General features: G+C 39.0%; 29 protein-coding genes. 18 read left to right on the top strand and 11 right to left on the bottom strand.

Annotated elements, in window-relative coordinates; genetic code table 11:
* Positions 1-31 precede the first annotated feature (31 nt).
* From OA91_RS22825 to OA91_RS22810, 4 genes are all read left to right on the top strand, one after another.
* Complete coding sequence (locus OA91_RS22825) at positions 32-904, top strand: SDR family oxidoreductase (protein WP_063339962.1); 873 nt, start codon at positions 32-34, stop codon at positions 902-904.
* Positions 897-1,850 carry an alpha/beta fold hydrolase gene (locus tag OA91_RS22820; RefSeq protein ID WP_082828087.1) on the top strand — a complete coding sequence of 318 codons (954 nt, stop codon included), beginning with the start codon at positions 897-899 and terminating at the stop codon, positions 1,848-1,850. Before OA91_RS22825 ends, OA91_RS22820 begins: the two co-directional genes overlap by 8 nt.
* A gap of 211 nt (positions 1,851-2,061) precedes the next feature.
* Positions 2,062-2,505: a DMT family transporter gene (locus OA91_RS22815; RefSeq protein ID WP_063339961.1), complete on the top strand. Its 444-nt coding sequence runs from the start codon at positions 2,062-2,064 to the stop codon at positions 2,503-2,505.
* A 155-nt stretch (positions 2,506-2,660) separates the two neighbouring features.
* Positions 2,661-3,335 carry an HAD family hydrolase gene (locus OA91_RS22810; RefSeq protein ID WP_063339960.1) on the top strand — a complete coding sequence of 225 codons (675 nt, stop codon included), beginning with the start codon at positions 2,661-2,663 and terminating at the stop codon, positions 3,333-3,335.
* 151 nt (positions 3,336-3,486) lie between these two features.
* Here OA91_RS22810 and OA91_RS22805 read toward each other — a convergent pair whose 3' ends face one another.
* Together OA91_RS22805 and OA91_RS22800 are read right to left on the bottom strand one after the other, a co-directional pair.
* Positions 3,487-4,053 (bottom strand): hypothetical protein, encoded by a 567-nt coding sequence (locus tag OA91_RS22805; RefSeq protein WP_063339959.1) that lies wholly within the window; start codon positions 4,051-4,053, stop codon positions 3,487-3,489.
* Between the two features lie 73 nt (positions 4,054-4,126).
* The gene (locus OA91_RS22800) at positions 4,127-4,708 is read right to left on the bottom strand and encodes a TetR/AcrR family transcriptional regulator (protein ID WP_063339958.1); all 582 of its coding nucleotides are present in this window, start codon (positions 4,706-4,708) and stop codon (positions 4,127-4,129) included.
* Between the two features lie 692 nt (positions 4,709-5,400).
* Between OA91_RS22800 and OA91_RS22795 the strand changes: the two genes are divergently transcribed.
* The 5 genes from OA91_RS22795 to OA91_RS22780 all read left to right on the top strand — a co-directional run bounded on the left by OA91_RS22795 (position 5,401) and on the right by OA91_RS22780 (position 8,558).
* On the top strand, positions 5,401-6,051 hold the full coding sequence (locus OA91_RS22795; RefSeq protein WP_063339957.1) for a hypothetical protein: 651 nt from the start codon (positions 5,401-5,403) through the stop codon (positions 6,049-6,051).
* A 249-nt stretch (positions 6,052-6,300) separates the two neighbouring features.
* Entirely contained in the window at positions 6,301-6,489 is a 189-nt protein-coding gene (locus tag OA91_RS24875; protein WP_082828086.1) for an SEC-C metal-binding domain-containing protein, read from the top strand.
* A 358-nt stretch (positions 6,490-6,847) separates the two neighbouring features.
* Positions 6,848-7,177 (top strand): hypothetical protein, encoded by a 330-nt coding sequence (locus OA91_RS22790; RefSeq protein ID WP_063339956.1) that lies wholly within the window; start codon positions 6,848-6,850, stop codon positions 7,175-7,177.
* 255 nt (positions 7,178-7,432) lie between these two features.
* Complete coding sequence (locus OA91_RS22785; RefSeq protein WP_063339955.1) at positions 7,433-7,912, top strand: GtrA family protein; 480 nt, start codon at positions 7,433-7,435, stop codon at positions 7,910-7,912.
* 70 nt (positions 7,913-7,982) lie between these two features.
* Complete coding sequence (locus tag OA91_RS22780) at positions 7,983-8,558, top strand: YdeI/OmpD-associated family protein (RefSeq protein ID WP_063339954.1); 576 nt, start codon at positions 7,983-7,985, stop codon at positions 8,556-8,558.
* A gap of 35 nt (positions 8,559-8,593) precedes the next feature.
* On the opposite strand, the gene OA91_RS22775 is transcribed toward OA91_RS22780, so the two are convergent.
* Positions 8,594-8,878, bottom strand: coding sequence for a hypothetical protein (locus OA91_RS22775; RefSeq protein ID WP_063339953.1), 285 nt, complete (start codon positions 8,876-8,878; stop codon positions 8,594-8,596).
* 141 nt (positions 8,879-9,019) lie between these two features.
* On the opposite strand from OA91_RS22775, the gene OA91_RS22770 reads away from it, so the two are divergent.
* The 3 genes from OA91_RS22770 to OA91_RS22765 are packed head-to-tail and all read left to right on the top strand — an operon-like array spanning position 9,020 to position 9,829.
* Positions 9,020-9,238 carry a hypothetical protein gene (locus OA91_RS22770; RefSeq protein ID WP_063339952.1) on the top strand — a complete coding sequence of 73 codons (219 nt, stop codon included), beginning with the start codon at positions 9,020-9,022 and terminating at the stop codon, positions 9,236-9,238.
* Positions 9,239-9,256: 18 nt separating this feature from the next.
* A complete protein-coding gene (locus OA91_RS24775) occupies positions 9,257-9,379 on the top strand; it encodes a hypothetical protein (protein WP_269447930.1) in 123 nt (40 codons plus the stop codon).
* Between the two features lie 42 nt (positions 9,380-9,421).
* Positions 9,422-9,829, top strand: coding sequence for a GFA family protein (locus OA91_RS22765; RefSeq protein WP_063339951.1), 408 nt, complete (start codon positions 9,422-9,424; stop codon positions 9,827-9,829).
* A gap of 17 nt (positions 9,830-9,846) precedes the next feature.
* Here OA91_RS22765 and OA91_RS22760 read toward each other — a convergent pair whose 3' ends face one another.
* Positions 9,847-10,401: a nuclear transport factor 2 family protein gene (locus OA91_RS22760; protein ID WP_063339950.1), complete on the bottom strand. Its 555-nt coding sequence runs from the start codon at positions 10,399-10,401 to the stop codon at positions 9,847-9,849.
* A gap of 134 nt (positions 10,402-10,535) precedes the next feature.
* On the opposite strand from OA91_RS22760, the gene OA91_RS22755 reads away from it, so the two are divergent.
* Positions 10,536-10,919 carry a winged helix-turn-helix transcriptional regulator gene (locus OA91_RS22755; RefSeq protein ID WP_063339949.1) on the top strand — a complete coding sequence of 128 codons (384 nt, stop codon included), beginning with the start codon at positions 10,536-10,538 and terminating at the stop codon, positions 10,917-10,919.
* 66 nt (positions 10,920-10,985) lie between these two features.
* On the opposite strand, the gene OA91_RS22750 is transcribed toward OA91_RS22755, so the two are convergent.
* Both OA91_RS22750 and OA91_RS22745 read right to left on the bottom strand, forming a co-directional pair.
* Positions 10,986-11,885 (bottom strand): amidohydrolase family protein, encoded by a 900-nt coding sequence (locus tag OA91_RS22750; protein ID WP_063339948.1) that lies wholly within the window; start codon positions 11,883-11,885, stop codon positions 10,986-10,988.
* Positions 11,886-11,927: 42 nt separating this feature from the next.
* Positions 11,928-12,653 (bottom strand): SDR family NAD(P)-dependent oxidoreductase, encoded by a 726-nt coding sequence (locus OA91_RS22745; protein ID WP_063339947.1) that lies wholly within the window; start codon positions 12,651-12,653, stop codon positions 11,928-11,930.
* Between the two features lie 292 nt (positions 12,654-12,945).
* Between OA91_RS22745 and OA91_RS22740 the strand changes: the two genes are divergently transcribed.
* Positions 12,946-13,419 carry a GNAT family N-acetyltransferase gene (locus OA91_RS22740; RefSeq protein WP_063339946.1) on the top strand — a complete coding sequence of 158 codons (474 nt, stop codon included), beginning with the start codon at positions 12,946-12,948 and terminating at the stop codon, positions 13,417-13,419.
* 90 nt (positions 13,420-13,509) lie between these two features.
* On the opposite strand, the gene OA91_RS22735 is transcribed toward OA91_RS22740, so the two are convergent.
* Entirely contained in the window at positions 13,510-14,097 is a 588-nt protein-coding gene (locus OA91_RS22735) for a YceI family protein (RefSeq protein ID WP_063339945.1), read from the bottom strand.
* A gap of 273 nt (positions 14,098-14,370) precedes the next feature.
* Here OA91_RS22735 and OA91_RS22730 point away from each other — a divergent pair, with 273 nt between their 5' ends.
* Positions 14,371-14,598: a DUF1289 domain-containing protein gene (locus OA91_RS22730; RefSeq protein ID WP_046019471.1), complete on the top strand. Its 228-nt coding sequence runs from the start codon at positions 14,371-14,373 to the stop codon at positions 14,596-14,598.
* Between the two features lie 40 nt (positions 14,599-14,638).
* Here OA91_RS22730 and OA91_RS22725 read toward each other — a convergent pair whose 3' ends face one another.
* Positions 14,639-15,898, bottom strand: coding sequence for a sensor histidine kinase (locus OA91_RS22725; RefSeq protein ID WP_063339944.1), 1,260 nt, complete (start codon positions 15,896-15,898; stop codon positions 14,639-14,641).
* An 11-nt stretch (positions 15,899-15,909) separates the two neighbouring features.
* Positions 15,910-16,587, bottom strand: coding sequence for a response regulator transcription factor (locus tag OA91_RS22720; protein ID WP_063339943.1), 678 nt, complete (start codon positions 16,585-16,587; stop codon positions 15,910-15,912).
* A gap of 155 nt (positions 16,588-16,742) precedes the next feature.
* Between OA91_RS22720 and OA91_RS22715 the strand changes: the two genes are divergently transcribed.
* Together OA91_RS22715 and OA91_RS22710 are read left to right on the top strand one after the other, a co-directional pair.
* Positions 16,743-17,768 (top strand): glycosyltransferase family 2 protein, encoded by a 1,026-nt coding sequence (locus tag OA91_RS22715; protein WP_063339942.1) that lies wholly within the window; start codon positions 16,743-16,745, stop codon positions 17,766-17,768.
* Positions 17,759-19,219 (top strand): ArnT family glycosyltransferase, encoded by a 1,461-nt coding sequence (locus tag OA91_RS22710; RefSeq protein ID WP_231870446.1) that lies wholly within the window; start codon positions 17,759-17,761, stop codon positions 19,217-19,219. Before OA91_RS22715 ends, OA91_RS22710 begins: the two co-directional genes overlap by 10 nt.
* Before the next feature lie 97 nt (positions 19,220-19,316).
* On the opposite strand, the gene OA91_RS22705 is transcribed toward OA91_RS22710, so the two are convergent.
* Together OA91_RS22705 and OA91_RS22700 are read right to left on the bottom strand one after the other, a co-directional pair.
* Positions 19,317-20,000: a DNA-3-methyladenine glycosylase I gene (locus OA91_RS22705; protein ID WP_063339941.1), complete on the bottom strand. Its 684-nt coding sequence runs from the start codon at positions 19,998-20,000 to the stop codon at positions 19,317-19,319.
* A gap of 23 nt (positions 20,001-20,023) precedes the next feature.
* Positions 20,024-20,941, bottom strand: a complete 918-nt coding sequence (locus tag OA91_RS22700) for an alpha/beta fold hydrolase (protein WP_063339940.1) — start codon at positions 20,939-20,941, stop codon at positions 20,024-20,026.
* A gap of 558 nt (positions 20,942-21,499) precedes the next feature.
* Between OA91_RS22700 and OA91_RS22695 the strand changes: the two genes are divergently transcribed.
* The gene (locus OA91_RS22695; protein WP_046019465.1) at positions 21,500-22,225 is read left to right on the top strand and encodes a pyridoxine 5'-phosphate synthase; all 726 of its coding nucleotides are present in this window, start codon (positions 21,500-21,502) and stop codon (positions 22,223-22,225) included.
* Positions 22,226-22,236: the final 11 nt, after the last annotated feature.

Genomic DNA, 22,236 nt, shown 5'->3' with positions numbered 1-22,236 from the left:
ATCTAATCATAAACACAAGAGTTTTTTTATTATGACAATTTTAGTAATGGGTGCTACTGGTAATACTGGGTCAATAATTGTTAACCAGTTAAAAGAAAAGCAAGCAGATTTTAGTGTAATGACCAAAGTTGGCGCAGATACAGCGAAACTTAGTTTGGAAGACGGACAACTGCGTACTGGTGATTTCAATGATGTTCCGTCGTTGGTTGCGGCGTTAAAAGGAATTCGAAAAGTTTACTTGTTAACCCCTATTGATCATTCCTCGATAGATTGGGTAAAAAACATCATTCAAGCTGCAAAAGAAGCTGGGGTGAGCCATATAGTAAAACAATCGGGCTTAAAAGCGAGTTCTGATGCGAGCTCTGAAGTGATTAGAGATCACGCATATACAGATAACCTAGTGAAGCAATCTGGTTTAGATTACACATTGATTCAACCAAATACTTTTTTTCAAAATTTCTACAGTAACCTTCCTAGCCTAAACGCAGAGGGCCGCTTTTATTCTTCATTAGGCGATACTGCTCTCAGTCTGGTAGATATCAACGATGTCGCTGCTGTAGCAACAGCAGCTTTAACGGAAAATGGACACGAAGGTAGAACTCATCATATCACTGGCTCTGAAGCGCTGACATCTTCAGAACATGCAAAGCTACTGAGCATTGCAAGTGGTAGAGAAATTACCTATATAGATATTCCTGAATCTGCTCTTATCGGAGCTTTAAAGCAAGTTGGTTTAGGCGATTGGTTATCTGAAAAATTAGGGGAAATGATTACCTGGTTTACAAAGGGAGATTATGGGTTGGTAACAAATACAGTTGAAGAAGTGATAGGTCGTAAGCCTCGTACATTCGCGGAATTTGCTCAAGAACTTTCTCACTCTTTAGAGACTAAGAAAAATGATTGAATCGTCTGAAAATAAACAAGTGATTTACCCTGTTCAACCAGACCCGACACTTAATAATGCTGAGAAGTCTAATTTGAAACAGAGGCCTTTTATCGTTGATAAGGATGAGTATCCATTTGAGAGTCATTGGTATGAGCGTGATGGTGTTTCTATGCATTACGTCGATGAAGGTGACGGTGTACCTATTGTGTTGACACATGGGAACCCAGACTGGTCTTTCCTGAACAGGAATATCATTAAAGAGATGTCTAAAAAAGCCAGAGTTATTGCTTATGATTTGCCTGGTTTTGGGTTCTCAGATACGCCACATAACTTCGGGTTTACACCGAAAGAGCACTCTGAGTGGGTAGAGTCATTGATATTCGAACACCTTAAATTGGATAAGTTTATTCTTGTTGTTCAGGATTGGGGAGGCCCAACTGGGCTTAATATCGCGACAAACCATCCAGATAGTATCCTTGGTTTGGTAATTAGCAATACTTGGGCATGGAAACCAGAAGGAAGCTTAAGAGATTTCTCTATAATGATGAGCACTCCAGATATGCAGCAAAAAATAATCGATTTAAATTTTTTTGCTGGGGCTCTAATGCCTTCCAATATCAATACTGTCTCTGGCAGTAATAAGGCTATCACAGACGCCTATGCTCTTGCTTTCCCTACACCGGAATCTCGCAGAGGTACAGCTGTATTTCCTGAGCAAATTGTTGGGGCCGAAGAGTGGGTACAGAATATTGAAGAGAGGTTGACAACCTTAGCGGATAAGCCCGCACATATTATTTTTGGCATGAAAGACAAGGCTGTGGCGACGAAGGATAACATAGATAGATGGTGTAGACACTTTCCAAATGCTGATGTTTTGCTGCTTCAGGATGCTGGGCACTTCACGCAAGAAGACAGTCCAGAGAGCTTTTGCTTTATGTTGTCTAAAATCCTAAAAATACTCTAGTTATAAAGTTCAACCCGCTTTAAGAGTTGGACACTACATAGCAAGGCAGATGATGTGGGGTTAAAAATAGCCCTAATCAAGTTAGACATCTGATGCCTTGGTTCTGACTTCGATAATTTGATGAGAGACGATGTTAGAAAATAATTGTGTAACTTTACGGTAAGCACCAATTGCCGAAGGTACAACAATTTACCAAGAGGATTAAGATAAAATGTCGATATTGCTTATCATATTTGCTTTGTTAATGGGGGGGCTAGTTTCTATTTATTTGCCAATGATTACTCAAACCGCGAAGATATTAAATTCGGCACCGCTTGCTAACGTTCCATTTTTTGGTGTTGCGCTTTTATCATCTATTGGTATTGCTGTTCTAACCGGAAGCAGAGAAAGAGATTTTTCTGGTATTTCTTCACTTCCTATCTGGTTGCTAAGTGCTGGCGTTATGAGTGCGATAATGGTGCTTGGTTCGTCTTATTTAATTCCTCGAATTGGTCTAAATGCCTTTTTTGTTTTATTGGTTTCAGGTCAGGTTATTGCGGGGATGGTTTTCAGTCAGTTTGGTTTTTTCGGAACACCTATATCAACAGTATCAGTCGCAAAGTTTGTGGGTGCAGTAATGGTTATCTTGGGTGCTGGTTTGGTAACTTATAAGTAAATACTTAATATGATTTGAGTTAACCTAATTAAAACAGAGAAGTCACTCTTCAAATAAAACCTTTTATCATTTAATTACTTCTGTCTGAGCAAGATGTTTTACGATATCTATGCGAGAATGGCGCCTTTAATTTTTGATGATAGACCTAGATAAAAATGAATTTTGACGCTGCTATTTTTGATATGGATGGTTTGCTACTCGATACAGAGCGAGTATGTATGAGGGTGTTTAAGCAGGCATGTGCGGCACAAAACGTTCCTTTTCTGGAAGATGTCTATTTATCTATTATTGGCTGTAATTCAGCAGGTATTGAGAAAATACTACGCGATGGTTATGGGGCAGGACTTGATTACCCTGCGCTACATAATGAGTGGAAAGAGCGCTATAAAGCGATAGTGATGCATCAAGCTATCCCTGTTAAAGAGGGTGTTATTGAGCTACTTGAATGGTTTAAACATCACAAAATTGCGTTAGCTGTCGCGACTTCTTCTAATAAAGAAGTTGCCTTAACTAAACTTCGCTTAGCCAAACTTGATTATTATTTTTCAACGATCACAACCGGTTGTGAAGTTAAACATGGCAAACCTGACCCTGAAATCTACCTATTAGCTGCAGATCGGTTAGCGATTAAACCTTCTCGTTGTCTTGCATTTGAAGATTCAAATAATGGAGCCAAGGCTGCGGTCGCAGCAAATATGGAAACTTACCAAGTACCTGATCTTGTTAAGCCTTCAGACGAAATTATCGCCCTTGGGCATGAAGTTTATCCTTCGTTGTCCCATGTGCTGCAAAAATTAAAAGAGGTTGTATTGCCTGACTTTATTAACTGATTTTATTGAGACATTCATTCTAATTTTTTATGAGCTTCTCACCAGCAAAGAAGCCCTCTAAAGTTATATTTTTGGAGAGCTAAGTTTTTAGCAAGGTCGCTTAACAAAGTTGATGTATGAGCCCTATCACTTTTCCCAAGGCTACAAGTTGCTAAGGTAACTTGTATTCATTCCCTGTCATGCAAACTATCCATACAAAGCGTCCGCCGTTGTATCTCACCACGCCTTTTGAGTCGATATTAGCTTCGTTGCTAACACCATCAATTTTTTCATTAATGCCTTTGGCTACTTCTTCAGGCACTCTCCATATACAGGCAGCAATTTTGCACGAAGTTGAGTTTGCATTGCAGCCTTCTGGTGTACTGCCTTTGCTCCATTCGGTATCTTCTTTTACAAGTAATTGAGCTGCAGTGTAATCGGGATGGCTCACATACTGTTCAAACCCGAACCAATCGTTATTGTATGGTAGGTATGGGCCGTTCCAGCCTTTTGTTCCTGGGTCTTCAATGAGATAGTCGATTGCAAGATAACCATATTCAACATTCGTATCTGACGTAATGGGAAGCACGTGCCCTGTATCTTGCTCGTATCTATCCGCCGCCTCAAGCATTGTCTGCAATTCATTAATAACCTTGTCTCGCTCAGTATCAAAGTTTTCATTGGCTGTTACTGAAAGCGATAATAAAGCAATCAGAATTGTGGAAAGCGTTTTCGTCATTCTTATTCTCAGGGTTCTCATTAGGATGTTTGGTATGTTCTAAGGTTGTCTTGTTAGCGACTTATTTGGGCGCTTATATGCCACCCAATTTTACACCTGCTTCTCGTCTACAAGCAGAGAGTAAACTCTCAATCGCGACTTGATCTTGAAGCGTTCTGGCTATCGCGACTGAGCCAATCATCATTGCTGTTACTGATAAAATATCTTCTTCGTCACAGTTAATATAACTACTGGCATGCTCCATAACGGCTGTATTCATGCCATTGTAAACGTCGGCATAGGCTGTTTTAATTGTTTTATCCTGCATATTGATATCTGTGGCCAAGAAGGCTAAGGGACAAGATAAAGAGCTCTCTCCTTGAACGTGTTCCAAACTTAGGTATTTATCTAACAGTAATGACAGCCACTGTTTATTTGATGTTCCCTCTGGCTTAGGGCTGGCAATTTTAGTCTTGCTTGCTCTAAATTTTAATGCCTCACGGTAAAGTTCTGCTTTACTGGTAAAGTGGGCATAAAAAGCGCCTCGAGTAAGTCCGCAGTTGCTCATTAGATCGTCGATTGTTACACCTTCAAAGCCTTTTGTTGCAAATAGACTGAATGAGTTATCAAGAATGTTTTCTCGCGTTTTATTTTTGTGTTCTTTTGTATAGGGCATAGAAATAAGCCTTTTTTCTTATTTATGTTTTTAATCATATATAAGATTTATTCTAAGGTGAAGTGTCATTTTTATAAAGGTAATAAACCTAATTAAGGTAGGTTGGTTAATTTAAATACATAAAAACTTTAATATGCTTATCTATTTATTCTTATTTAGTCACTGTAAATCCCCTATTGGTCCTAAACTCATTTCTCAATAAAAATGCACTTTAGTTCATAAAATATTCTTATTTTAAAAAATCCGTCAAAAACTAAGGAAGTAGGTTTTACCTAGGTGAAACTTTAAATCCTATCTCATAGAATGGCGGTCTTTAATGATTCCTTAATAATTTGTTAAGAAAACTGTGTTAGGGGCTGCGTTAGATACGGATATCAATGCTGGGCAATGAGTGCTTGCTAAAGTCATTTGGCAAGGGCGTTTTGAAATTCGTGATTTGAGATGACTAAGAAAAAAGAACCTTGTTGTGGAGCAAGGACGACGAACTTACTGTGGTAACGATACCTAGTTTTTCACTTCTATCTTTTTGATTTTCTGACATTAGACACTTTAAGAATCTAATCTTAGGGGCATTTGCTCTAGTGCAATGATGTCTGTCTTAAATATCGCGTTTTATACAAAGAACGAGCTCATTAACTCATGGGGAGTGTTGGCATTGAAAAATGGACTTTTTAAAATTTTGAGGAATATATATGTTCTTGCTTCGTGGATTAATTTATCTTTTTTTTATTGTAGGGGTTGCTCAAGTCATTTCCCTTGAGGGGTTTGAGTTAGGGCCGAATGCCCAGTATTCGGAAGACTCACTGACGGAAACGCTTCAAGATGCGTTTGCAGGGTTCAGTGCTATCTTGTTTTTCATCAGTGCTTACTTGAGTGTTAAGTTCCGCTATGCGGGTATTTTACTTGGTGCTTTGATGTCTATGATGTTTGTACGTGAGGCGGATGCATTTCTGGATGAGTATGCATTTGATGGCGCTTGGCAAATCATTGTAACGGCCATTATCTTAACGGTTTTATTATCACTAAAAGGTAAATTTGGCCAAGCGTATGCTTCTCTAAAAGAATACGCTACGACGGCAAGCTTTGGTTTTATGTCCGCAGGAATTGTGATTATTATTGCTTTCTCTCGCCTAATGGGTAGAGGCTCTCTGTGGCAAGCTGTGATGGATGATGCCTATATGCGTGTAGTAAAAAACATGGTGGAAGAGGGTACTGAACTATTAGGTTACACCATTGTTGTGCTAGCTGCGGTTGAGTTATTAGTCTACGTTTATCAACGCCGCGATCAAAGTGTTAGAGCGATTATCAAGTCGAATTTAGTTAGGCTTCCTAAACTAACTTAATGTTTATCTGCCGAGAAGCACAACTGAATGAGTTGTGCTTCTATATTATCTTATAGATAGGGTATTTATTTTCTAATATAAATACCTATCAATAAAACCTTAATTTTTATAACTATCAAATTAAATAAAACACCTTTAAAAAATCGGCTGTTAGAAACCTTTTTCTGTGAAAAATATTTTCGTTAACCTAAGTGTTATGTTTATAATTGCATTCACTTTTTAAATTTTATAAGAGAGTTTGTCGTTAATATGGGTGATAGAAGTAATAATTTACCGGATACGTCTTTTGAATCAGAAAAATCAACTTGTACGAATACAAGTTGTTGTCCACCGCCACAATCCCCTGTTATGAGAGCGACACCAAAAGTTGGGCGAAATGATCCTTGTATTTGTGGTAATGGTCGCAAGTATAAAAAATGCTGTGGTAAGAATGTATAAATGTTCATTTATAAAATGACTTTTAGTGTTGTTATATTCAAAAATTAAGTAGGACTGGCTCGCTTATCTCTCCCTATGGGCTGTGGGTCAGTGTGTAAGTCATGATTGATGATGCTTATATATCATCTAATAGAGAGCGTCCAATAGATAGGGCGCTTCTTACCCTATCTAAAGGCCTATCAATAACGCCTTTATCTTCTTATTTAGCTTCCCCTGTGACTGTTTTAGAATTTAATATAGTCAGTAGCAGTTGTCTTGTTTTTCCAAATGACAAGTTAAATAGTCGCTTAAATAAGACACTCACTTCAGGTTGCAAATATGCGCTATAGTTTTAATCGCCAAATTCTCAGAGGTAAATATGAGTCGAAAAATATCTGATTTGCTATTTCGCTCTTTGGGAACTCACGCTCTCAAGGCGCTATCTGTTTCAGAAAGTGAGCTTACATTGATAGTGGCGCCTTGGGATAACCTTGAGAATGAAGCTGTCGCAACCTTTGAAAACGTGAACATCATTTATATCGAAGGAGACAGTGGTGAAATGGGTGTAACTTCGTATCTCAACCTCCCTTGGGACATCATTAGGTTTGATTCAACTGAGAAAGCTGACTCAATCTGGGAATTTGGTTTGTGTTGTGATGAAGTTAAGCTTGGTTTCAGAGCGCCAATGCCTAAAATATCCTTTGGATAATGTTAAAGCATTAAAAAAACCATTTAAGCGCTCTTTAAAATGGTCAATTTAGCTATGGGTATAAGGAGCAACAAGGTGTTTAATGGGTGGGCAGTGTGTATTCACGGATGGTGGGAGAGCATACTAGAAAACATATTGTCTGAAGACTTAGGTGCTTAATCTTAATAAATGGTTTAGTCACAGGCGCTTACTTAATGCTTTTTTGACAACGCGTCATTTAGGCTTCCGTTTTTCAGATTGTTTTGGCGTTTTCACATGTCTTCCTTTTTTCGGTTTGCTCTTGTTGGCGGTTTAGGTTTTATTGTTGACCTAAGTGTCTATGCTTTGCTTTCGCTTATTATGCCGCCACTTTATGCCAGAGCCATTGCTTTTTGGTGTGCAGTGACATCAAACTGGTATCTGAATCGATACTTCACCTTTGCTACAAATATAACAGATGAAAGTAACGAGGCTGATAAGCTTAAGCAATGGTTTTTATTCGCTATTACTTCCTTAATAGCCTTTGTTCCCAATATGGGAATCTACTACCTAATGATGCAATTTGGGCAAGAAGATAATTTACAAACATTCTTGCCTGCCTCTCTCTTACCTGCATTTGTTGAAGCTTCATTGCTTATTTCTATATGGCCTTACTTTGCACTTGTTCCTGGCGTAATTGCAGGGATGTTGGTTAATTTTATTGCGGCTAAGTACTGGGTTTTTAAACCAAAAGCTAAGTATGGGAATGCTATATAAAGACGGTTAATTTATTATGTCGGTATCGGTAAATTAGTTGGCTTGAATCGCCTTAAGGAAAGAGAGCGTCATGGCAAAACCTTCTTCATCTAACATGGTGGCTTTTGAGAACTCAGAGACTCTTTGCCAATGGTTAAAAGCTAACCATGCAACGCAAAGCGAGTTATTAGTCAAAATCTACAAAAAAGGATCGGGTGTTCCCAGTGTGACCTGGAATGACCTTGTCGTTGAATGTTTGTGTTGGGGCTGGATTGATGGGGTTAAAAAGTCGCTTGATTCAGACGCTTATATACAACGTATCACCCCTAGAAAGCCACATAGTAACTGGTCTAAACGAAATACTGAGCACGTTGAGCGCCTAATTAAAGAAGGGCGAATGCAAGAACCTGGCATGCTGCATTTTAGAGCTGCAAAAGCCGATGGAAGATGGGATTCGGCATATACAGTGAGTGATATACAAGTACCAAAAGATTTCATCGAAGCACTAAAAGATAAACCTGAAGCAAAGGCATTTTATGAAACTTTAACTAAATCCAGCCGCTATGTGATTGCTCTTGGGCTAACGTCAGCGAAGAAGCCTGAAACAAGACTAAAGCGATTTTCGAAATATTTAGATATGCTCGTTAATAAAGTAAAGCCTGTATAAATTAATTTTTCAGAAATAGTGCTAATGTCTAAAAATCATCTTGCATAATAGTAGGCGCCTTGATTAAGCGATTCGCAGCCAGCTTTTTGCCCAATGCGCCAAACATTGTATTGATCATCACCTTTTTCAAGCCATTGCCAAGATTGCTTTACAATCCCTTTGTATTGTCCGACTAAAGGTAATACTTTTGTGAGAGTTGTATTGTTTTTATGAGCTGTTTTTACTTGATCAAGCGTCGTTTCCATAACTTTACACGGATCACTATTAGCGAGAGCTAAGCTTGGGCACAGTAAAGTAATCACTAATAAGTGTTTATACATCTTGTAAACTCGGTAAAAAATAGAAGAGATTTTTCTGGTATTTTATCCAAATTAAATAACTATTCATTATTATTTAGACTCGTTTTATCTTTCTCGGTGTTACTCTAATCTTAAATTAAAAGGACTTACCAAGGGGTAAAAATGACTCAATATAAAGAAGAGTTAAAAATCGCAGAAGAATACCTTAGAGAAATGCTAAAAGCCGATGATACAAAAGATTTTGAGCTTTATATCAAACGTTATGAGAAAGATCGCATCGCAGGCTTTAGCCAAGAGCGGTTTCATAAGGATATTGAGTGCATGCACCAAGATAATGGTATAAATCTTGGTTATGAATTTTTAAGTTCACTACGGACTTAAACTTTCGATGAATTAGAGGTGTTTAGATCAGTTTGGAAAGGTGTGTATGAAAGGCGAGATGCGGTGATCGAAATAGGTATTTATAAAAAAAGAGGGTATTTGGTATTTGATTCGGTCGGCTGTTTATTAGTCAGTCGTTAACAGCTTATTTGAACTTTTGTTTTAATCATTTAGGAAGGTTAGATGTACAAAGGCAGCTGCTTGTGTGGTTCTATTCAATTTGAGTTAAAAGGTGGGGTGATAGATCCTATTTACTGTCATTGCTCCCTGTGTCGTAAGGCGAGTGGTAGTGCGTTCGCAACGAATGGCTTTATCAATGCCTCAGATCTTGAATTAAGCGATACTAAATCTAGCCTCACTTATTATGAAGCTAGCAAAGGTAAGCGGAAGTATTTTTGCTCGATCTGTGGCACACCGATTTATAGTGCCAATGCGACTAACCCTGACAAGCTAAGAATCCGCTTAGGTGTGTTTGATACGGATATTGAAGAACGACCTATCTCTCATAATTTCATTACTTCAAAAGCAAATTGGGAAGAACTAGATGCAGATCTCCCCATGTATGAAAAACATGAACCTTCACGAAGCTAAGTAGAGGTTAGGTTCAATTAAAATACCCCGTTAGTGTTCTCGATATTGCCGCCTACCATTAATGCGTATAAGCGCATAAAGCTATCAAGGGCTTGAATTGAGTCCCAATGCTCGACAATTCTGCCTTGATCAAGACGCCAAGTGTCTATGATATTCATTCCTTTTTGATCATTGCCTCTATCTTCTTTTTCTAGCGTGGCATGTGAGTGGAAGATAACGTAATTACCGTCAACATAGATGTGTTTAACGTCATAGGTGTAATCTGGGTAATCTTCTACAAAATCTTTTAGAAAACCTACTAAGCCTTGCACCTTATCTGGAAGATTTCTGTTGTGCTGTACATAGGCACTGTCGTTATAGTTTTTTAACACATAGTCAAAATCATGATTGTTCATTAAGTTTTGAACAAAATCTGTGACAAGCTTTGCGTTTTGGCGCTCTTCATTGGTCCAATTCTCTTTTTGCAAAGATTTAAAATCTATCACGAGCGTGTCTGAATTCTGGTTTGAGCTATCTGCCAGAGTAACGCTCGCGATTAATAAAAGGCTTAAAAAGACGGTGATTTTTAACATGGAACTCTCCAAAGAAATACAGTATTGGTTACTAATGTATACTAGGGTATGGTATTGAATGTTGAATAACAATAAGGCACTATAATGTCCCTAAGTCACATTTTGGTAACTTCTGAAGGAATTAGAGAGAGCTTATGGCAGATAACAAAGCTGAAAAACGCGTATTTTATAACAATGAAGAGTGTCCAATTCGTAATGTTGTTGCTCAGATCGGTGACAAATGGTCGGCGTTAATTTTATTTGCTTTAGTTGATGGTTCAGATAGGTTTAACTCGCTTAAATCAAGAATAGAAGGCATTTCACAACGTATGTTGACGCAAACATTGCGAGATTTAGAGCGTGATGGTTATGTTAACCGTACCGTCTTTCCAGAAGTACCCGTTAGGGTTGAATATGAGCTTACACTAATGGGGCGCGAATTAGTTAAGCCCTTGTATCAATTGGTTTCTTGGGCGGATACTAATCACCAAGCGATTAATCAGGCACGTAAGTCTTATGACGAGAGGCAGCAAGGGTAGGCGTCTTAAATTGCTTTAAAGGAAGATAGCAAATGAAAAAAAGTATTTATGTTTTTGAATGAATAACTAACTTTTTAACCTGTACCAATAAGTAGTATTTTCTGAGGTTAATGCAATAATTTGATCATGGGTTAACTTAAGTTTTGATTCGAGCTTGAAGTAGTCCTGCCATAAACTTTTATACTCTTGAGATAGTAAAGTGAGAGGGAAATTACTCGCTAGCATGACTCGTTTATCTCCAAATGCTGTTAAACATTCACGGATGACTTTGTGTTGCCATGATTGTTTATACTTCCTTTCTGCCATTTCCCAGCCTGAACATTTAATTGCGCACTGCTTGAACTTACTTAAAGCCGTGAGGTTTACCTGCCACTCTTGCCAAAGCAAAGCACTTTCATGTTTATCTCCATCCTTAATATCTAATGGTGGCCAGCCTGCATGATTGATGATCATTCTTAATGTGGGTAAATCTTTCAGTAAATCTAGTAATAAGCCAATGGCATTTTTGTCACCGAGTGACATTTGTAGGTCAAAGCTTAATTGGCTATCGGCAAGATAGGTTAGGTTGTCTTGCACACTTTTTTGAGAAAGTAGCTCAAAGGCTTCGTCATCTAGAATATGCCGACAACCCACTACCGATTGATAACCTTTTAGCCGTTTAACTTGATCAATAAAGGCATCTTGTTCAAGCGTTAAGTCAATACCTGCAACCGTTTTAAAGGGGAGGGAGCAACTAGATTCTAACCACTCAATTTCTTGCCAAGGTTTTGCATTATCAAAGCCAGCTTCTATATGTACAAAGCCAGCTAATTTAGCATCTTGATCAAGCAAGAGAGACTTTTCGTGAAAGTTATGACGCAGTTTGGCTTTATCTGGCCAAAAGGGTGCTTTTTCTTCCTTTAGCCATTGATAATGGCCTTGGGTTAGTTCAAAAAAATGTAAATGAGGGTCAATAATTTGCTTCATTTCATTCGCTCAATCAGTTTAGGAAATCAGGTATTAATTAGTTTATTGCGTGGTGTAACCGCCATCGATTACTTGTAGGCTGCCTGTGATAAACCTTGCTTTATCTGAGGCTAAGAACAAGACGAGCTCTGCAACTTCTTCTGGCTGGCCTAAACGGCCTAAAGGTTGCAATCTGGCTTCTTCTTGGTGAATCTCTTCTTTATTTGCACCAGATCTTTCACAGTAGTTATCGATTGCTTTGTGATAAAGAGGTGTTTCAATCGTACCTGGGCAAACAGCATTGGCTCTAATATTAAAGCCAGCGTAATCAAGTGCTGTCGTCTTAGCCATAGAGGCAAGTGCCGTTTTCGTTAAGCTGTAAGCGAAAGAGTTAGGCTTACCGACTAAAGCTTGCTCTGAGGAGATTAAAATAATATTACCAGATTGATTCGATTTCATATTTGGGATAACTGCTTTCATCGCAGCATATGCACCTTTTACATTGATGCTAAAAATCTTATCAAGCTCATCTTCACTGGTGTTTTCAATGGTTGCTGAGAAATGTATGCCAGCATTCGATACCAAAGTATCAACATTGTGATGCTGGGTGATGTCATCAATGATGTTATTAATTTGATCTAGGTTGGTGATGTTGCATGGACAGAAATGTCCAAATTCACTGGGTTGTATATCAAGATTGAACACTTGATAGTTGTTGGCTAAAAAAAGCTTAACAACACTAAGACCTATCCCTGAACTACCGCCTGTAACAATACATGTTTTTTCCATTTTAATGACTAATCCTTTGTCTTTTTAACGTGCAGGAAGATACAGGGTTTATAACGAGTAAAAAAGCTTTCTTTTCAGAGTTTTACATAATATTTTCATAGGTCCATTAATGATAAAAATAATGGGGTTACTCGATGGTATCTAAAAGGGGTTCTATTTAACTGAAATATTTAATTTCCAACATTCTGAAAAATGGAAATAGGTAAAATCCTTTTTTGTTAAACCATAGACATCGCTTTACGAAAATTTATATTCTTGTTCATAACTTCCTATGCAGTTCAAGGAGTAGGGAATGCAGATTAGTAATACCTTAGAGGTTGGTGATTTAGGCGAAATAGTAAAACAGCACGGTATTTTATATAGCAAAGAGTATGGCTATGATGCTTCATTTGAAGCTTATGTCGCCGAGCCTCTTGCGCAATTTGTGAAACGAAAAAGCCCTAGAGAGCGTATTTGGCTAGCGAAACTAGATGGTAGGTTGTTGGGCTTTATTTGTATTTGTGAGTTATCTAACTCTCAAGCACAACTACGTTGGTTCTCGATAAAGCCTGAAGCACGAGGAAAAGGGCTTGGTAAGCAATTGATGGATAAAGCCTTATCTTTTTGTGTAGAGCAAGAATATCAAAAAGTGGTGCTCTGGACAGTAAAAGGTCTAGAGGCGTCTACTGCTATTTACTTAAAGTATGGCTTTAGCATCACCCAGGAGATTGAGCATGAACTCTGGGGGAAAATGCAGCTAGAGCAGTGTTATGAGAAGGTTTTATGACTCAATTTATGGATAAAGACATAAAAAAGGCAGTCTCTAAAACGAGAGCCGCCTATTGTCTATGAGTTTAATCCTGTCTTTTCAGCTAATTTAATCTTCGGAAAAGGTAAGTGTAAAACTAACAGGAACGGCTGTAGCAATAGAAGGCAACTTAGCAAGTTCCTGTAGCTTTTTAATACCTTTCGTTACAGCAAAATCCTTGCTGTTGATAATCACGGGTTGTAGTGAAGAAACGGTTAAAACATCTTCTTCAGTGCTAGTGACTAAAACGTCTACTTTTATGGCCTTTTTATTGCCATGGAAATCTAGCTCTGCATCAATGCCTTTTATAATGTGAACACCTTCTTCATCAATATTAGAAATGTGCTCACTTAAATTGGCAGTCAGTATGGCATTAGGGTAGTCGATAGCTTCAAATACAAATTTAGTCAGCCGTTCGTTGCGAATAGGGATCATGGTTTCAGCTGAAGTTAAATCAATCTCAATATTAAGCTCTCCTTGCTCAGATAGCTGTCCATTAAGTTGAGTAAAGTGATGTGCTTCAGCAATATTGTCATTTTTTATAGAAACAAAGCTTAATTGGCTTTTTTCATTGTCAAGCTCCCAATCGGCTTGAGCAAGGTTAGCCCCTACAAGACAAGAAAGTGATAGTCCAAAAGCGGTTAGTTTTTTTAACATAATCTAATCCTCAGTCGATAATGATGTTTATGAAATCTTCAAGTTTAAAGATACAAATCATTTCTTAAGAGAAGCTTAAACTTTAATTCTAAATGTTAATTTCTGATATGGGTGAAATTAAGTTCGAGGATTCGCCATATAGAATAAGAAGGCGTGGGTATTTATTTATCAGGCTACTATTTGACTGTTAACGGTACTTCATTCACTTAATGACGTATGCCTAGTTGCTGACTAGACTTTATCGATAGTTGTAAAAGTGTAAAGGAGGTGTTTATGTCTGACCATTTAGACGTAAAGAAAGAGGGTGATCTAGTTGATGATATTCCTTCGCCTTGTGTACGTAATTGTTGTTTAGATAACGCGGAAATTTGTTTAGGCTGTTTTCGATCTCTTACCGAAATACTGTTATGGAATAGAGCAACACAGATTCAGAAACGGGCAATTCTTGCCCAGTCTCTTTCACGTAAAAATTCTCGCGAAGCGGCTCTAAAAGGTTTTTAGTATTAGCGCTGGCCATATGACTTAACAGCGCGGCATCTTTTTATACAAAATCTATGCTGGCGGTACAGCCTTTATCTGAATTGTCTATCAAGCTAAAGTGCCAATCGTATTTCTGGCAAATATCTTTAACGATTAACAAGCCTAACCCAAAGCCATCGGCCTGCTCTGGTTTATCTTTGAGCCCTATGCCTGTATCTATTACCTTGATGCCACTTTTATCCAATATTATGGTGACACTGCCCTCAAAAGTGCAAGAGAAGGCATTTTTAATCATATTGCCTACAAGGATTTGAATAATACTTTCTGGCACCTTGATCATACAGGGGGATTGGCTCTGAACCTGATAATTTACTAACTTATCTTCTAGGAAATGCTGATGGGTCTTGATTATGGATTCGATACACTTCTTGCTGAGTTCGTAAGCTTTTGGTGCTTCGATTTTTTCTTCCCGTGTAAGCGAAAGTAAGGTGGTGACGAAGATGTCCATTTCTTGAGTCGAAGTATCTAATCTTAATCTTTGGCGCTCAACAAAATCAGGCTCGCTAGAATGCCCTAATAAAGAAATAGCACCTTTCATTACCATTAGTGGGCTGCGTAATTCATGGCTTGCATAACGGGTGAATGCTCTTTCTCTTTCCACTAATAATTTGATCTTTTCTTGGTATTCATTGATTCGGCTAGTTAATTGCCAGATCTCTTTAGTGGCGCCGCCGTCAGGTAAGCTTAAGGGCTCAAAATGGTTAACCGAACGCTGTTTTAATTCTTTTGAAAGCTTAGATAGGGGGGACGTAAGTCGATCAGACACCTTCAAAATGATAAACAAACTAATGCCCAAGAGAATAAGCGAAAATAGCATTTGCTTATACTGAGTTTGAAACATCTGTTCTTCGCTTAACTCATAGACATCGTCGTAATGGAGCAGGTAAATATCTTGCATTACACCCATTATTTGACGTTTTGTTTTCATAATAAAAAAGTCGTAATACTGAGAGTTGTAGTCATCAATTTCATGCAGAGTTTCAAATTCAAGTGAATTAAGTAACCCCACATTTTCAGGTAGCGAATCAATGCCAACAAACACTGAGCTGTAAGGCGAAACGGTTAAGCTTTTTGTTCCTAGGTGTAGCGCTGGTAGAGCTAGCTGTAAATCTTTGTTTAAGCGATTTTTAGCATTGAGAACTTCTAAGTCTTCCAAGGTCGAGTTAAACAGTGAGAAGTGAAATACTATGATAGCAAACGCCAGCCCAGCAAAATAAACAAAGGTAAGCTGTTTAGCTGAGCGTATGTTATTAAAATTCAAAATAAAATTACCTAGTTAGCACTGGCGATAAGTTGATAGCCAAGCTTTGGCACAGTTTTGATATAAGCGTGATTAAAAGGCTTATCTATCAAGCTTCTAAGTTGATACACATGGCTTCGTAGTATGTCTTTTTTAGGCTCATTTTCTTGCCAAATGAGGGCAGAAATCTCATCTTTACTGACAACATCAGGTGCTCTTAACATGAGTATTTTAAGCAGGTTAAATAGAGTCGGGTTGAGAGGAAAACGGCAGCCATTTCTTTCTACAGTATGGTTATTTATATGCAGCGTTAGCTCTTCAAACTCTAATTTTTTAGTGGCTATCATGCCTTTCTGACGACGACATAGGGCTGTAATTCGGGCTTCTAGAATTTCCAAATCAAAGGGTTTAACAAGATAGTCATCTGCACCTTGATCAAAACCAACGAGCATATCTTCTCGTGTGTCTCGTGCGGTGAGCATGATAATAGGTGTTGTAATGCCTTGCTCTCTCAGCTTTTGGCACACACTAAGCCCATTCATTCGCGGTAACATAATATCTAAGATAATCAGGTCATAATGGTTTTGGCAGGCTAGATCGTAACCTTGTACACCGTTATTGGCGTAATCTAGTTCGTACCCCTTAATTTCAAAATATTCAAAAATAACAGCCGCAATGTCTTTGTGATCTTCAATCAATAATAGGTTCAATTAGGGTTACTCTTTGACGATAAATTAAGGGGGATTGTGCGAAGGTTAATGATCGAACCTTAAGGTAACCTTAAGCTTGTCAAAAAAATGTCGCTGACCTTTTGCTGACATCTGTCTCTTTATTCTGATGCTTCTATCAAGTTAAGGCGTCAGTTATGTCTATCATTGCGTTATCAAATAAGCTCCCTCAGTTAGGCCGTCACGACCAAGAGCCCAATATTTTGTTGTCAGTCATTGTGCCTTTTTATAATGAGGAAGCGGTTCTACTTCAGTGTCATCAAAGGTTGATTAAGGTCTTGGATGAAATAGGTCAGCAATGTGAAATTGTTTATGTGGATGATGGCAGCAATGATGCTAGCTGGCTGTTAGTGAGCCAACTTAAGAGTCAGCATCATCAAATTCAAACCTTAAGTTTGAGCCGTAATTTTGGTAAAGAAGCGGCGATGACAGCTGGGCTTAAGGCGAGCCAAGGCCGAGCAGTTGTTTTAATTGATGCTGACTTACAAGATCCGCCAGAGTTGATATTACAAATGTTAGAAAGCTGGCAACAAGGCTTCGATGTAGTCGATATGCAGCGACGCGTACGTCACGGTGAAGGTTGGTTTAAGCGTAAAAGTGCGGCCTTGTTTTATAAACTGATGAGCTATTTAAGTGACATTCCCATTCCTGAAAATGTAGGGGATTTTCGTTTACTAGATCGCAGAGTCGTTGATGAAATTAATGCTTTGCCTGAAAAAACACGCTTTATGAAGGGCTTGTTTGCTTGGCCTGGTTTTAAACGGGCTTGCTTACAGTTTGATCGTGACCCAAGACTTGCGGGAGAGACAAAATGGAATTTCTTAAAGTTATTGGATCTTGCTTTTGAAGGGGTGTCTTCTTTCAGTATTAAGCCCTTAAGAATTGCCACGGTTGCAGGTGTGATTACCTCTTTGTGTGCTTTGGCCATGCTGATCGTTATCTTGGTGAAAACCCTCATGTTTGGAGAGGCGGTGGCAGGCTATCCTTCACTAATTACCGTTATCCTCTTCTTGGGTAGCGTACAACTTTTATCCATTGGGTTATTAGGTGAGTACATAGGCCGGCTCTTTATCGAAGCCAAGCAAAGACCTGTGTACCTGTTGATGGAGCATAATAAGCAGCAAAAAACCAAGCAAGTTGAGGGTGAGCTTTCATGTCAGTAATGGAATCTGGATCACCTTCTATAAAGCAGACAAGTCGTTTTAGTTTGCAACAAAAAGCCGTTGCACTCTTGCTCTTGTGCTTATTGGTCAGGTTTTTTAGCCTTGGTTTGTACCCTTTGATGGATACAACTGAAGCTAGGTATGGAGAAATGGCACGTATCATGTTTGAAACGGGGAACTGGATCACCCCTATGTTTGATTATGATATTCCATTTTGGGGTAAGCCTCCGTTGTTTAGTTGGCTTAGTGCGCTGGGCTTTTCCGCCTTGGGTGTGACTGAGTTTGCCGCCCGTGCGCCACACTTTCTGGTCTCTTTGCTGGTTATGATGTTGGTTTTCAAATTAGCGAAAAGTGCTCATCAAAAAACTGAAACGGCTTATCTTGCGATATTGGTTCTTGCCTCTACTTCGGCTTTTAGTTTGTATTCTGGTGCTGTGATGACAGACACAGCTTTAACCTTTGCGATTACTTTGAGTATGGTGAGCTTTTGGCAAGTTTGGCAATTAAAGTCGCGCTTGTGGGGTTATGTATTTTTTGTTGGTCTAGCTATTGGTTTATTATCTAAAGGGCCTTTAGCACTTGTTCTTGTAGGGATGAGTATCTTCTTGTGGGTATTATTTGGCAATCATTGGCGCAGACTATACCAAGCTTTACCTTGGTTTTCAGGCAGTATACTCATGCTTGTGATCAGCTTGCCTTGGTACATTATTGCTGAATATGAGAGCCCAGGTTTTTTGAATTACTTTATTGTTGGGGAGCACTTTAAACGTTACGTGGTGAGTGGCTGGAGTGGTGATCTTTACGGAACAGCGCATAAGCAAACTCGTGGCACTATTTGGTTGTATTGGCTGGTGGTAATGTTGCCTTGGACACCAATATTAGCCTATCAGGTTATACGTTTATTTAAGCAGGGCAAGGAGACTCAATCCTCCAATAGCGGCTACATCAGTTTCTTATGGTGCTGGGTGTTAGCGCCACTTATCTTATTTAGTTTTGCTGGCAATATTTTACACAGCTATTTGATGCCAATATTACCGGCAATTGCCTTATTAATTATGGCTTATCATGAAAGGCAAAATCTCTCAGAGCATGTGTTTAAACTGGCGTTGTTTACACCCATTTTATTATCTGTATTAATTTTTGCGATAAGTAATGGCTGGACATCAAAGCAATCAGAAAAAAGTTTGATGCAGGTTTGGAGTAAACAGCAAGAAGCAAAAAAAAGTGATCTTGTTTATTTAGGGAAACGTCCATTTTCGGCCCAATTTTATTCGAATGGGAAAGCAGTGAGCCAAGTAGAAAGCTTTACTTCGTACCGTTCTAAACTTAAACGTCCTAGTTTTATCGTTTTAGCGAAAAAGTCTATGGCAACTAAGATTAAGCGATTTGGCTGTGAGGTGAGAGGGGAGTCTAAAAAACGTTATCTGCTTTATTGTATAAACCCAGAATAGGGCGTTGATAACTTATTTATCTTAAGCAGTATAAGAGCATGATTAAATTGAACATGCTCTTTTTGAAAGTACTGGCTCTTTTTTAAAATTATTGGTTTTAGTGATTAACACTGTAGGCAATAATCTGGCTGATTTGAGTCATTGGACGCTGACTCTCTTGCTGCCAATGGTTGAAGGCATCTTGAGCTGCACGCCAAGCGGCTTGGGTGTCGCGACCAGTGGTTATAATCTCTCTATTTCTAAGATAGCCTTCCACATCACGGCTTAGAATAAAGGTATCTTTACCCATAATACGTAATGAGTAAGGGCCTGTGTTACCACCTAGACGTTTACCTTCTTTTTTAAGGTATGCCCAAAGTCCAATAATGTCTGAACTTGGCCAGTTAGCAACCATATTGGCAAAACTGCCATGTTTAAGACTAGCTTCGTACATCATCAAGGCATTTTCTCTGATGGTCATAACCTTGGTGAAATTACGTATGATGCTAGCGTCTCTGGCTTTTTCTTCCCACATCTCGTCACTGATTAGCAGCATTTTTTCAATATCAAATCCAAAAAAAGCCGCTTCAAAGTTTGGCCATTTATTACGTACGACTTGCCAACTAATACCTGACTGAAAGATTTTCTGAGTCATGGCGGCTAACCAGCGATCATCGCCAATTGCAGCAAGCGCTTCTTGGCTTAAAGGTTTATCTAATAAGGTTTCAAGTGCGGCTTCACCCTGATGACGTTGGGCAGCTCTTTGATAAATACTGTCAAATGCTTCGTAAGCTTGACTCATTTCTAATCCTTTTAAAACTTAGGTTAAAGCAAGGAAGTTGGCATTGGTTTACCGGCAATGCTAAAAATGGCGGCATTAACATCCTCTTGATGAGTCATGTTAATAATATGTCCAGCCCCTTCAAGCCAAACAGTATTTAACTTGGCTTTAGGGAATATTTTGTCTGCCATGGCAGCACTGCCAGGACGTACTAAACCGTCTTCCGTACCCTGTACTATGGTGATGGGCATGGTAATTTTTGCGAATTGAGATTGCAAGTTAGCCAAACTAGGTGCGATGTCTAAGACTTCTTCATTGGAGTTATACCAGGTGTCAGGAATCAAAAAGTTGGGAATAAAAGAAAGCAGGTTATTAAACCATCTTGCTTCTGCCATTACTGGGTCTAAATCTCCAGCTAGGACGACAATCGCTTTCACAAAATGTGGGTAATCTGCAGCAAGTTTTGGAACAAGAGAGCCACCTAAAGAGTGGCCGACAAGAATAAGCTTCTCTTGATTGTTATCACGCCATATCTCTTCTAACAAAGGGCCTAAAAGGGCTGATTGGTTACTTAAACTGGTTGGGAAACGTTTGCCTGGGTAGCTAGATTCACCCCAGCCCGGGCGGTCGATCGAATTAATAGTGAAGGCGCTAAGTAGGGTTTCATCTTCAAAATAGCGAGAGAAAGTGCCCCAGCCACCTGGTGTTCCGTGGACAAATACAAGGCTGTCTTTTGCTTCAGTATTAGCATCTACAGGAGTATTAGAGACATAATGTAATTGATAACCGGGTAGTTTCAACGTTCTCTGATTTATCTGGGTTTGACTCACTCTTTCTGTGATGAACTCGTTCTTGCTGATTTGATCAAGCTGGTCAGTACCAGAGCAAGCCGCTAAGACAAACGCAATAAGGCTGGTTAAAGACAGCTTAATGAAGGATGAGAGTTTTTTAAGTGAGCGCATTAAGATTTATTTCCTACCCAAAGTTTTGATTATGGAACCTGCGAATAAGTCCTCCCGCCTCAGCGTGGGGATAAAAGCGCTTAGATTTATGGCGAGAGGCGTAACTTAATAGTTATTCTATTGATAAGGCCCTCAACTTAAAGATAGGGCTTTTAGACCACGCCCTTAGGGTCTTTCAGAAAAAGTGTCACTCCGTGTTGTCCCTTTTCGAAAGGTGCCTACAGCTCTTATCAGAAAAAAGCGGCAAAGTGACGCCTTGCTTGACGCTTTTTCTGAAAAGACTGAGAAGAGGTAACTTAATCGTAGGTTCCTTAAACTGTGACATAAAAAGGCGAAGAAAGTTCACTTCTGTGTGATCTTACTAAATATTTGCTTAATTCAGCATGCATGGATGAGGGTTGGAAAAATATTGAACCATTATCAGTTTCAGTAGGTGTTAAAAATTCCTTTTTTAAACAAAAACCTATAAATAAACCAGATTATAAAACAATTGATTGAAAGTCAGGGTATACATTGTCATATAATGAGATTAACTCAGTCTCAGTAGATAGAAATAACATGACTCATTTAAGTGTAAATTTAAATAAAATCGGCCTATTAAGAAACTCTCGTGGTCGTGATTACCCTAATATGGTTCAAGTCGCTAAAAAGACGCTGGATTTAGGGGCATTTGGTATTACGATTCATCCTCGTCCTGATCAACGTCATGCGACTTATCAAGATGCAAGAGACCTAAAAGCCCTATTGGCCCAATACCCAGGTAAAGAGCTTAATATTGAAGGTTTCCCTGATCAGGCTTTCTTGGATGTGGTGCTTGAAGTTGTCCCAGAGCAATGCACGCTAGTGCCTGATGATCCGAACCAGCTTACCTCGGATCATGGTTGGAACTTAGGTCGTGATTCTGAAACCCTTGTTCCTATTATCAATAAGCTTCAAGCTGCTGGAATTCGTGTGTGTCTCTTTATGGATCCAGAAGCAGATGCAATGAAAATGGCAAAAGATACCGGTGCAGACCGTGTCGAGCTATACACAGAAGCGTATGCGAATGCTTATGCAAGCGACGACCAAGAAAAGGTATTAGCTAAATATAATGAAGCGGCACAAGCAGCCGTTGATGCAGGCCTTGCGGTAAATGCAGGACATGATCTTGATTTAGAAAATGTAAAAGCATTGTGTGATTCAGGCTTAATTACTGAAGTGTCTATTGGCCATGCGCTTACTGTTGAATCCTTGGATATGGGTTGGAACAATGTGGTGCAGGCTTATCTTGATCGACTATCCTAGGGTTAGACGAA

The sequence above is a fragment of the Marinomonas sp. SBI8L genome, from assembly GCF_001624705.1.
Classification (GTDB): Bacteria; Pseudomonadota; Gammaproteobacteria; order Pseudomonadales; family Marinomonadaceae; genus Marinomonas.
Note: the sequence above shows the minus strand (reverse complement) of the source record. Positions and strands in the feature narration are given on the sequence as shown.

Excerpts from the sequence above, each read along its gene's own strand:
- OA91_RS22825 (WP_063339962.1), top strand. The coding sequence starts at position 32 with ATGACAATTTTAGTAATGGGTGCTACTGGTAATACTGGGTCAATAATT.
- OA91_RS22820 (WP_082828087.1), top strand. The coding sequence starts at position 897 with ATGATTGAATCGTCTGAAAATAAACAAGTGATTTACCCTGTTCAACCA.
- OA91_RS22815 (WP_063339961.1), top strand. The coding sequence starts at position 2,062 with ATGTCGATATTGCTTATCATATTTGCTTTGTTAATGGGGGGGCTAGTT.
- OA91_RS22810 (WP_063339960.1), top strand. The coding sequence starts at position 2,661 with ATGAATTTTGACGCTGCTATTTTTGATATGGATGGTTTGCTACTCGAT.
- OA91_RS22805 (WP_063339959.1), bottom strand. The coding sequence starts at position 4,053 with ATGACGAAAACGCTTTCCACAATTCTGATTGCTTTATTATCGCTTTCA.
- OA91_RS22800 (WP_063339958.1), bottom strand. The coding sequence starts at position 4,708 with ATGCCCTATACAAAAGAACACAAAAATAAAACGCGAGAAAACATTCTT.
- OA91_RS22795 (WP_063339957.1), top strand. The coding sequence starts at position 5,401 with ATGTTCTTGCTTCGTGGATTAATTTATCTTTTTTTTATTGTAGGGGTT.
- OA91_RS24875 (WP_082828086.1), top strand. The coding sequence starts at position 6,301 with ATGGGTGATAGAAGTAATAATTTACCGGATACGTCTTTTGAATCAGAA.
- OA91_RS22790 (WP_063339956.1), top strand. The coding sequence starts at position 6,848 with ATGAGTCGAAAAATATCTGATTTGCTATTTCGCTCTTTGGGAACTCAC.
- OA91_RS22785 (WP_063339955.1), top strand. The coding sequence starts at position 7,433 with ATGTCTTCCTTTTTTCGGTTTGCTCTTGTTGGCGGTTTAGGTTTTATT.
- OA91_RS22780 (WP_063339954.1), top strand. The coding sequence starts at position 7,983 with ATGGCAAAACCTTCTTCATCTAACATGGTGGCTTTTGAGAACTCAGAG.
- OA91_RS22775 (WP_063339953.1), bottom strand. The coding sequence starts at position 8,878 with ATGTATAAACACTTATTAGTGATTACTTTACTGTGCCCAAGCTTAGCT.
- OA91_RS22770 (WP_063339952.1), top strand. The coding sequence starts at position 9,020 with ATGACTCAATATAAAGAAGAGTTAAAAATCGCAGAAGAATACCTTAGA.
- OA91_RS22765 (WP_063339951.1), top strand. The coding sequence starts at position 9,422 with ATGTACAAAGGCAGCTGCTTGTGTGGTTCTATTCAATTTGAGTTAAAA.
- OA91_RS22760 (WP_063339950.1), bottom strand. The coding sequence starts at position 10,401 with ATGTTAAAAATCACCGTCTTTTTAAGCCTTTTATTAATCGCGAGCGTT.
- OA91_RS22755 (WP_063339949.1), top strand. The coding sequence starts at position 10,536 with ATGGCAGATAACAAAGCTGAAAAACGCGTATTTTATAACAATGAAGAG.
- OA91_RS22750 (WP_063339948.1), bottom strand. The coding sequence starts at position 11,885 with ATGAAGCAAATTATTGACCCTCATTTACATTTTTTTGAACTAACCCAA.
- OA91_RS22745 (WP_063339947.1), bottom strand. The coding sequence starts at position 12,653 with ATGGAAAAAACATGTATTGTTACAGGCGGTAGTTCAGGGATAGGTCTT.
- OA91_RS22740 (WP_063339946.1), top strand. The coding sequence starts at position 12,946 with ATGCAGATTAGTAATACCTTAGAGGTTGGTGATTTAGGCGAAATAGTA.
- OA91_RS22735 (WP_063339945.1), bottom strand. The coding sequence starts at position 14,097 with ATGTTAAAAAAACTAACCGCTTTTGGACTATCACTTTCTTGTCTTGTA.
- OA91_RS22730 (WP_046019471.1), top strand. The coding sequence starts at position 14,371 with ATGTCTGACCATTTAGACGTAAAGAAAGAGGGTGATCTAGTTGATGAT.
- OA91_RS22715 (WP_063339942.1), top strand. The coding sequence starts at position 16,743 with ATGTCTATCATTGCGTTATCAAATAAGCTCCCTCAGTTAGGCCGTCAC.
- OA91_RS22710 (WP_231870446.1), top strand. The coding sequence starts at position 17,759 with ATGTCAGTAATGGAATCTGGATCACCTTCTATAAAGCAGACAAGTCGT.
- OA91_RS22705 (WP_063339941.1), bottom strand. The coding sequence starts at position 20,000 with ATGAGTCAAGCTTACGAAGCATTTGACAGTATTTATCAAAGAGCTGCC.
- OA91_RS22700 (WP_063339940.1), bottom strand. The coding sequence starts at position 20,941 with ATGCGCTCACTTAAAAAACTCTCATCCTTCATTAAGCTGTCTTTAACC.
- OA91_RS22695 (WP_046019465.1), top strand. The coding sequence starts at position 21,500 with ATGACTCATTTAAGTGTAAATTTAAATAAAATCGGCCTATTAAGAAAC.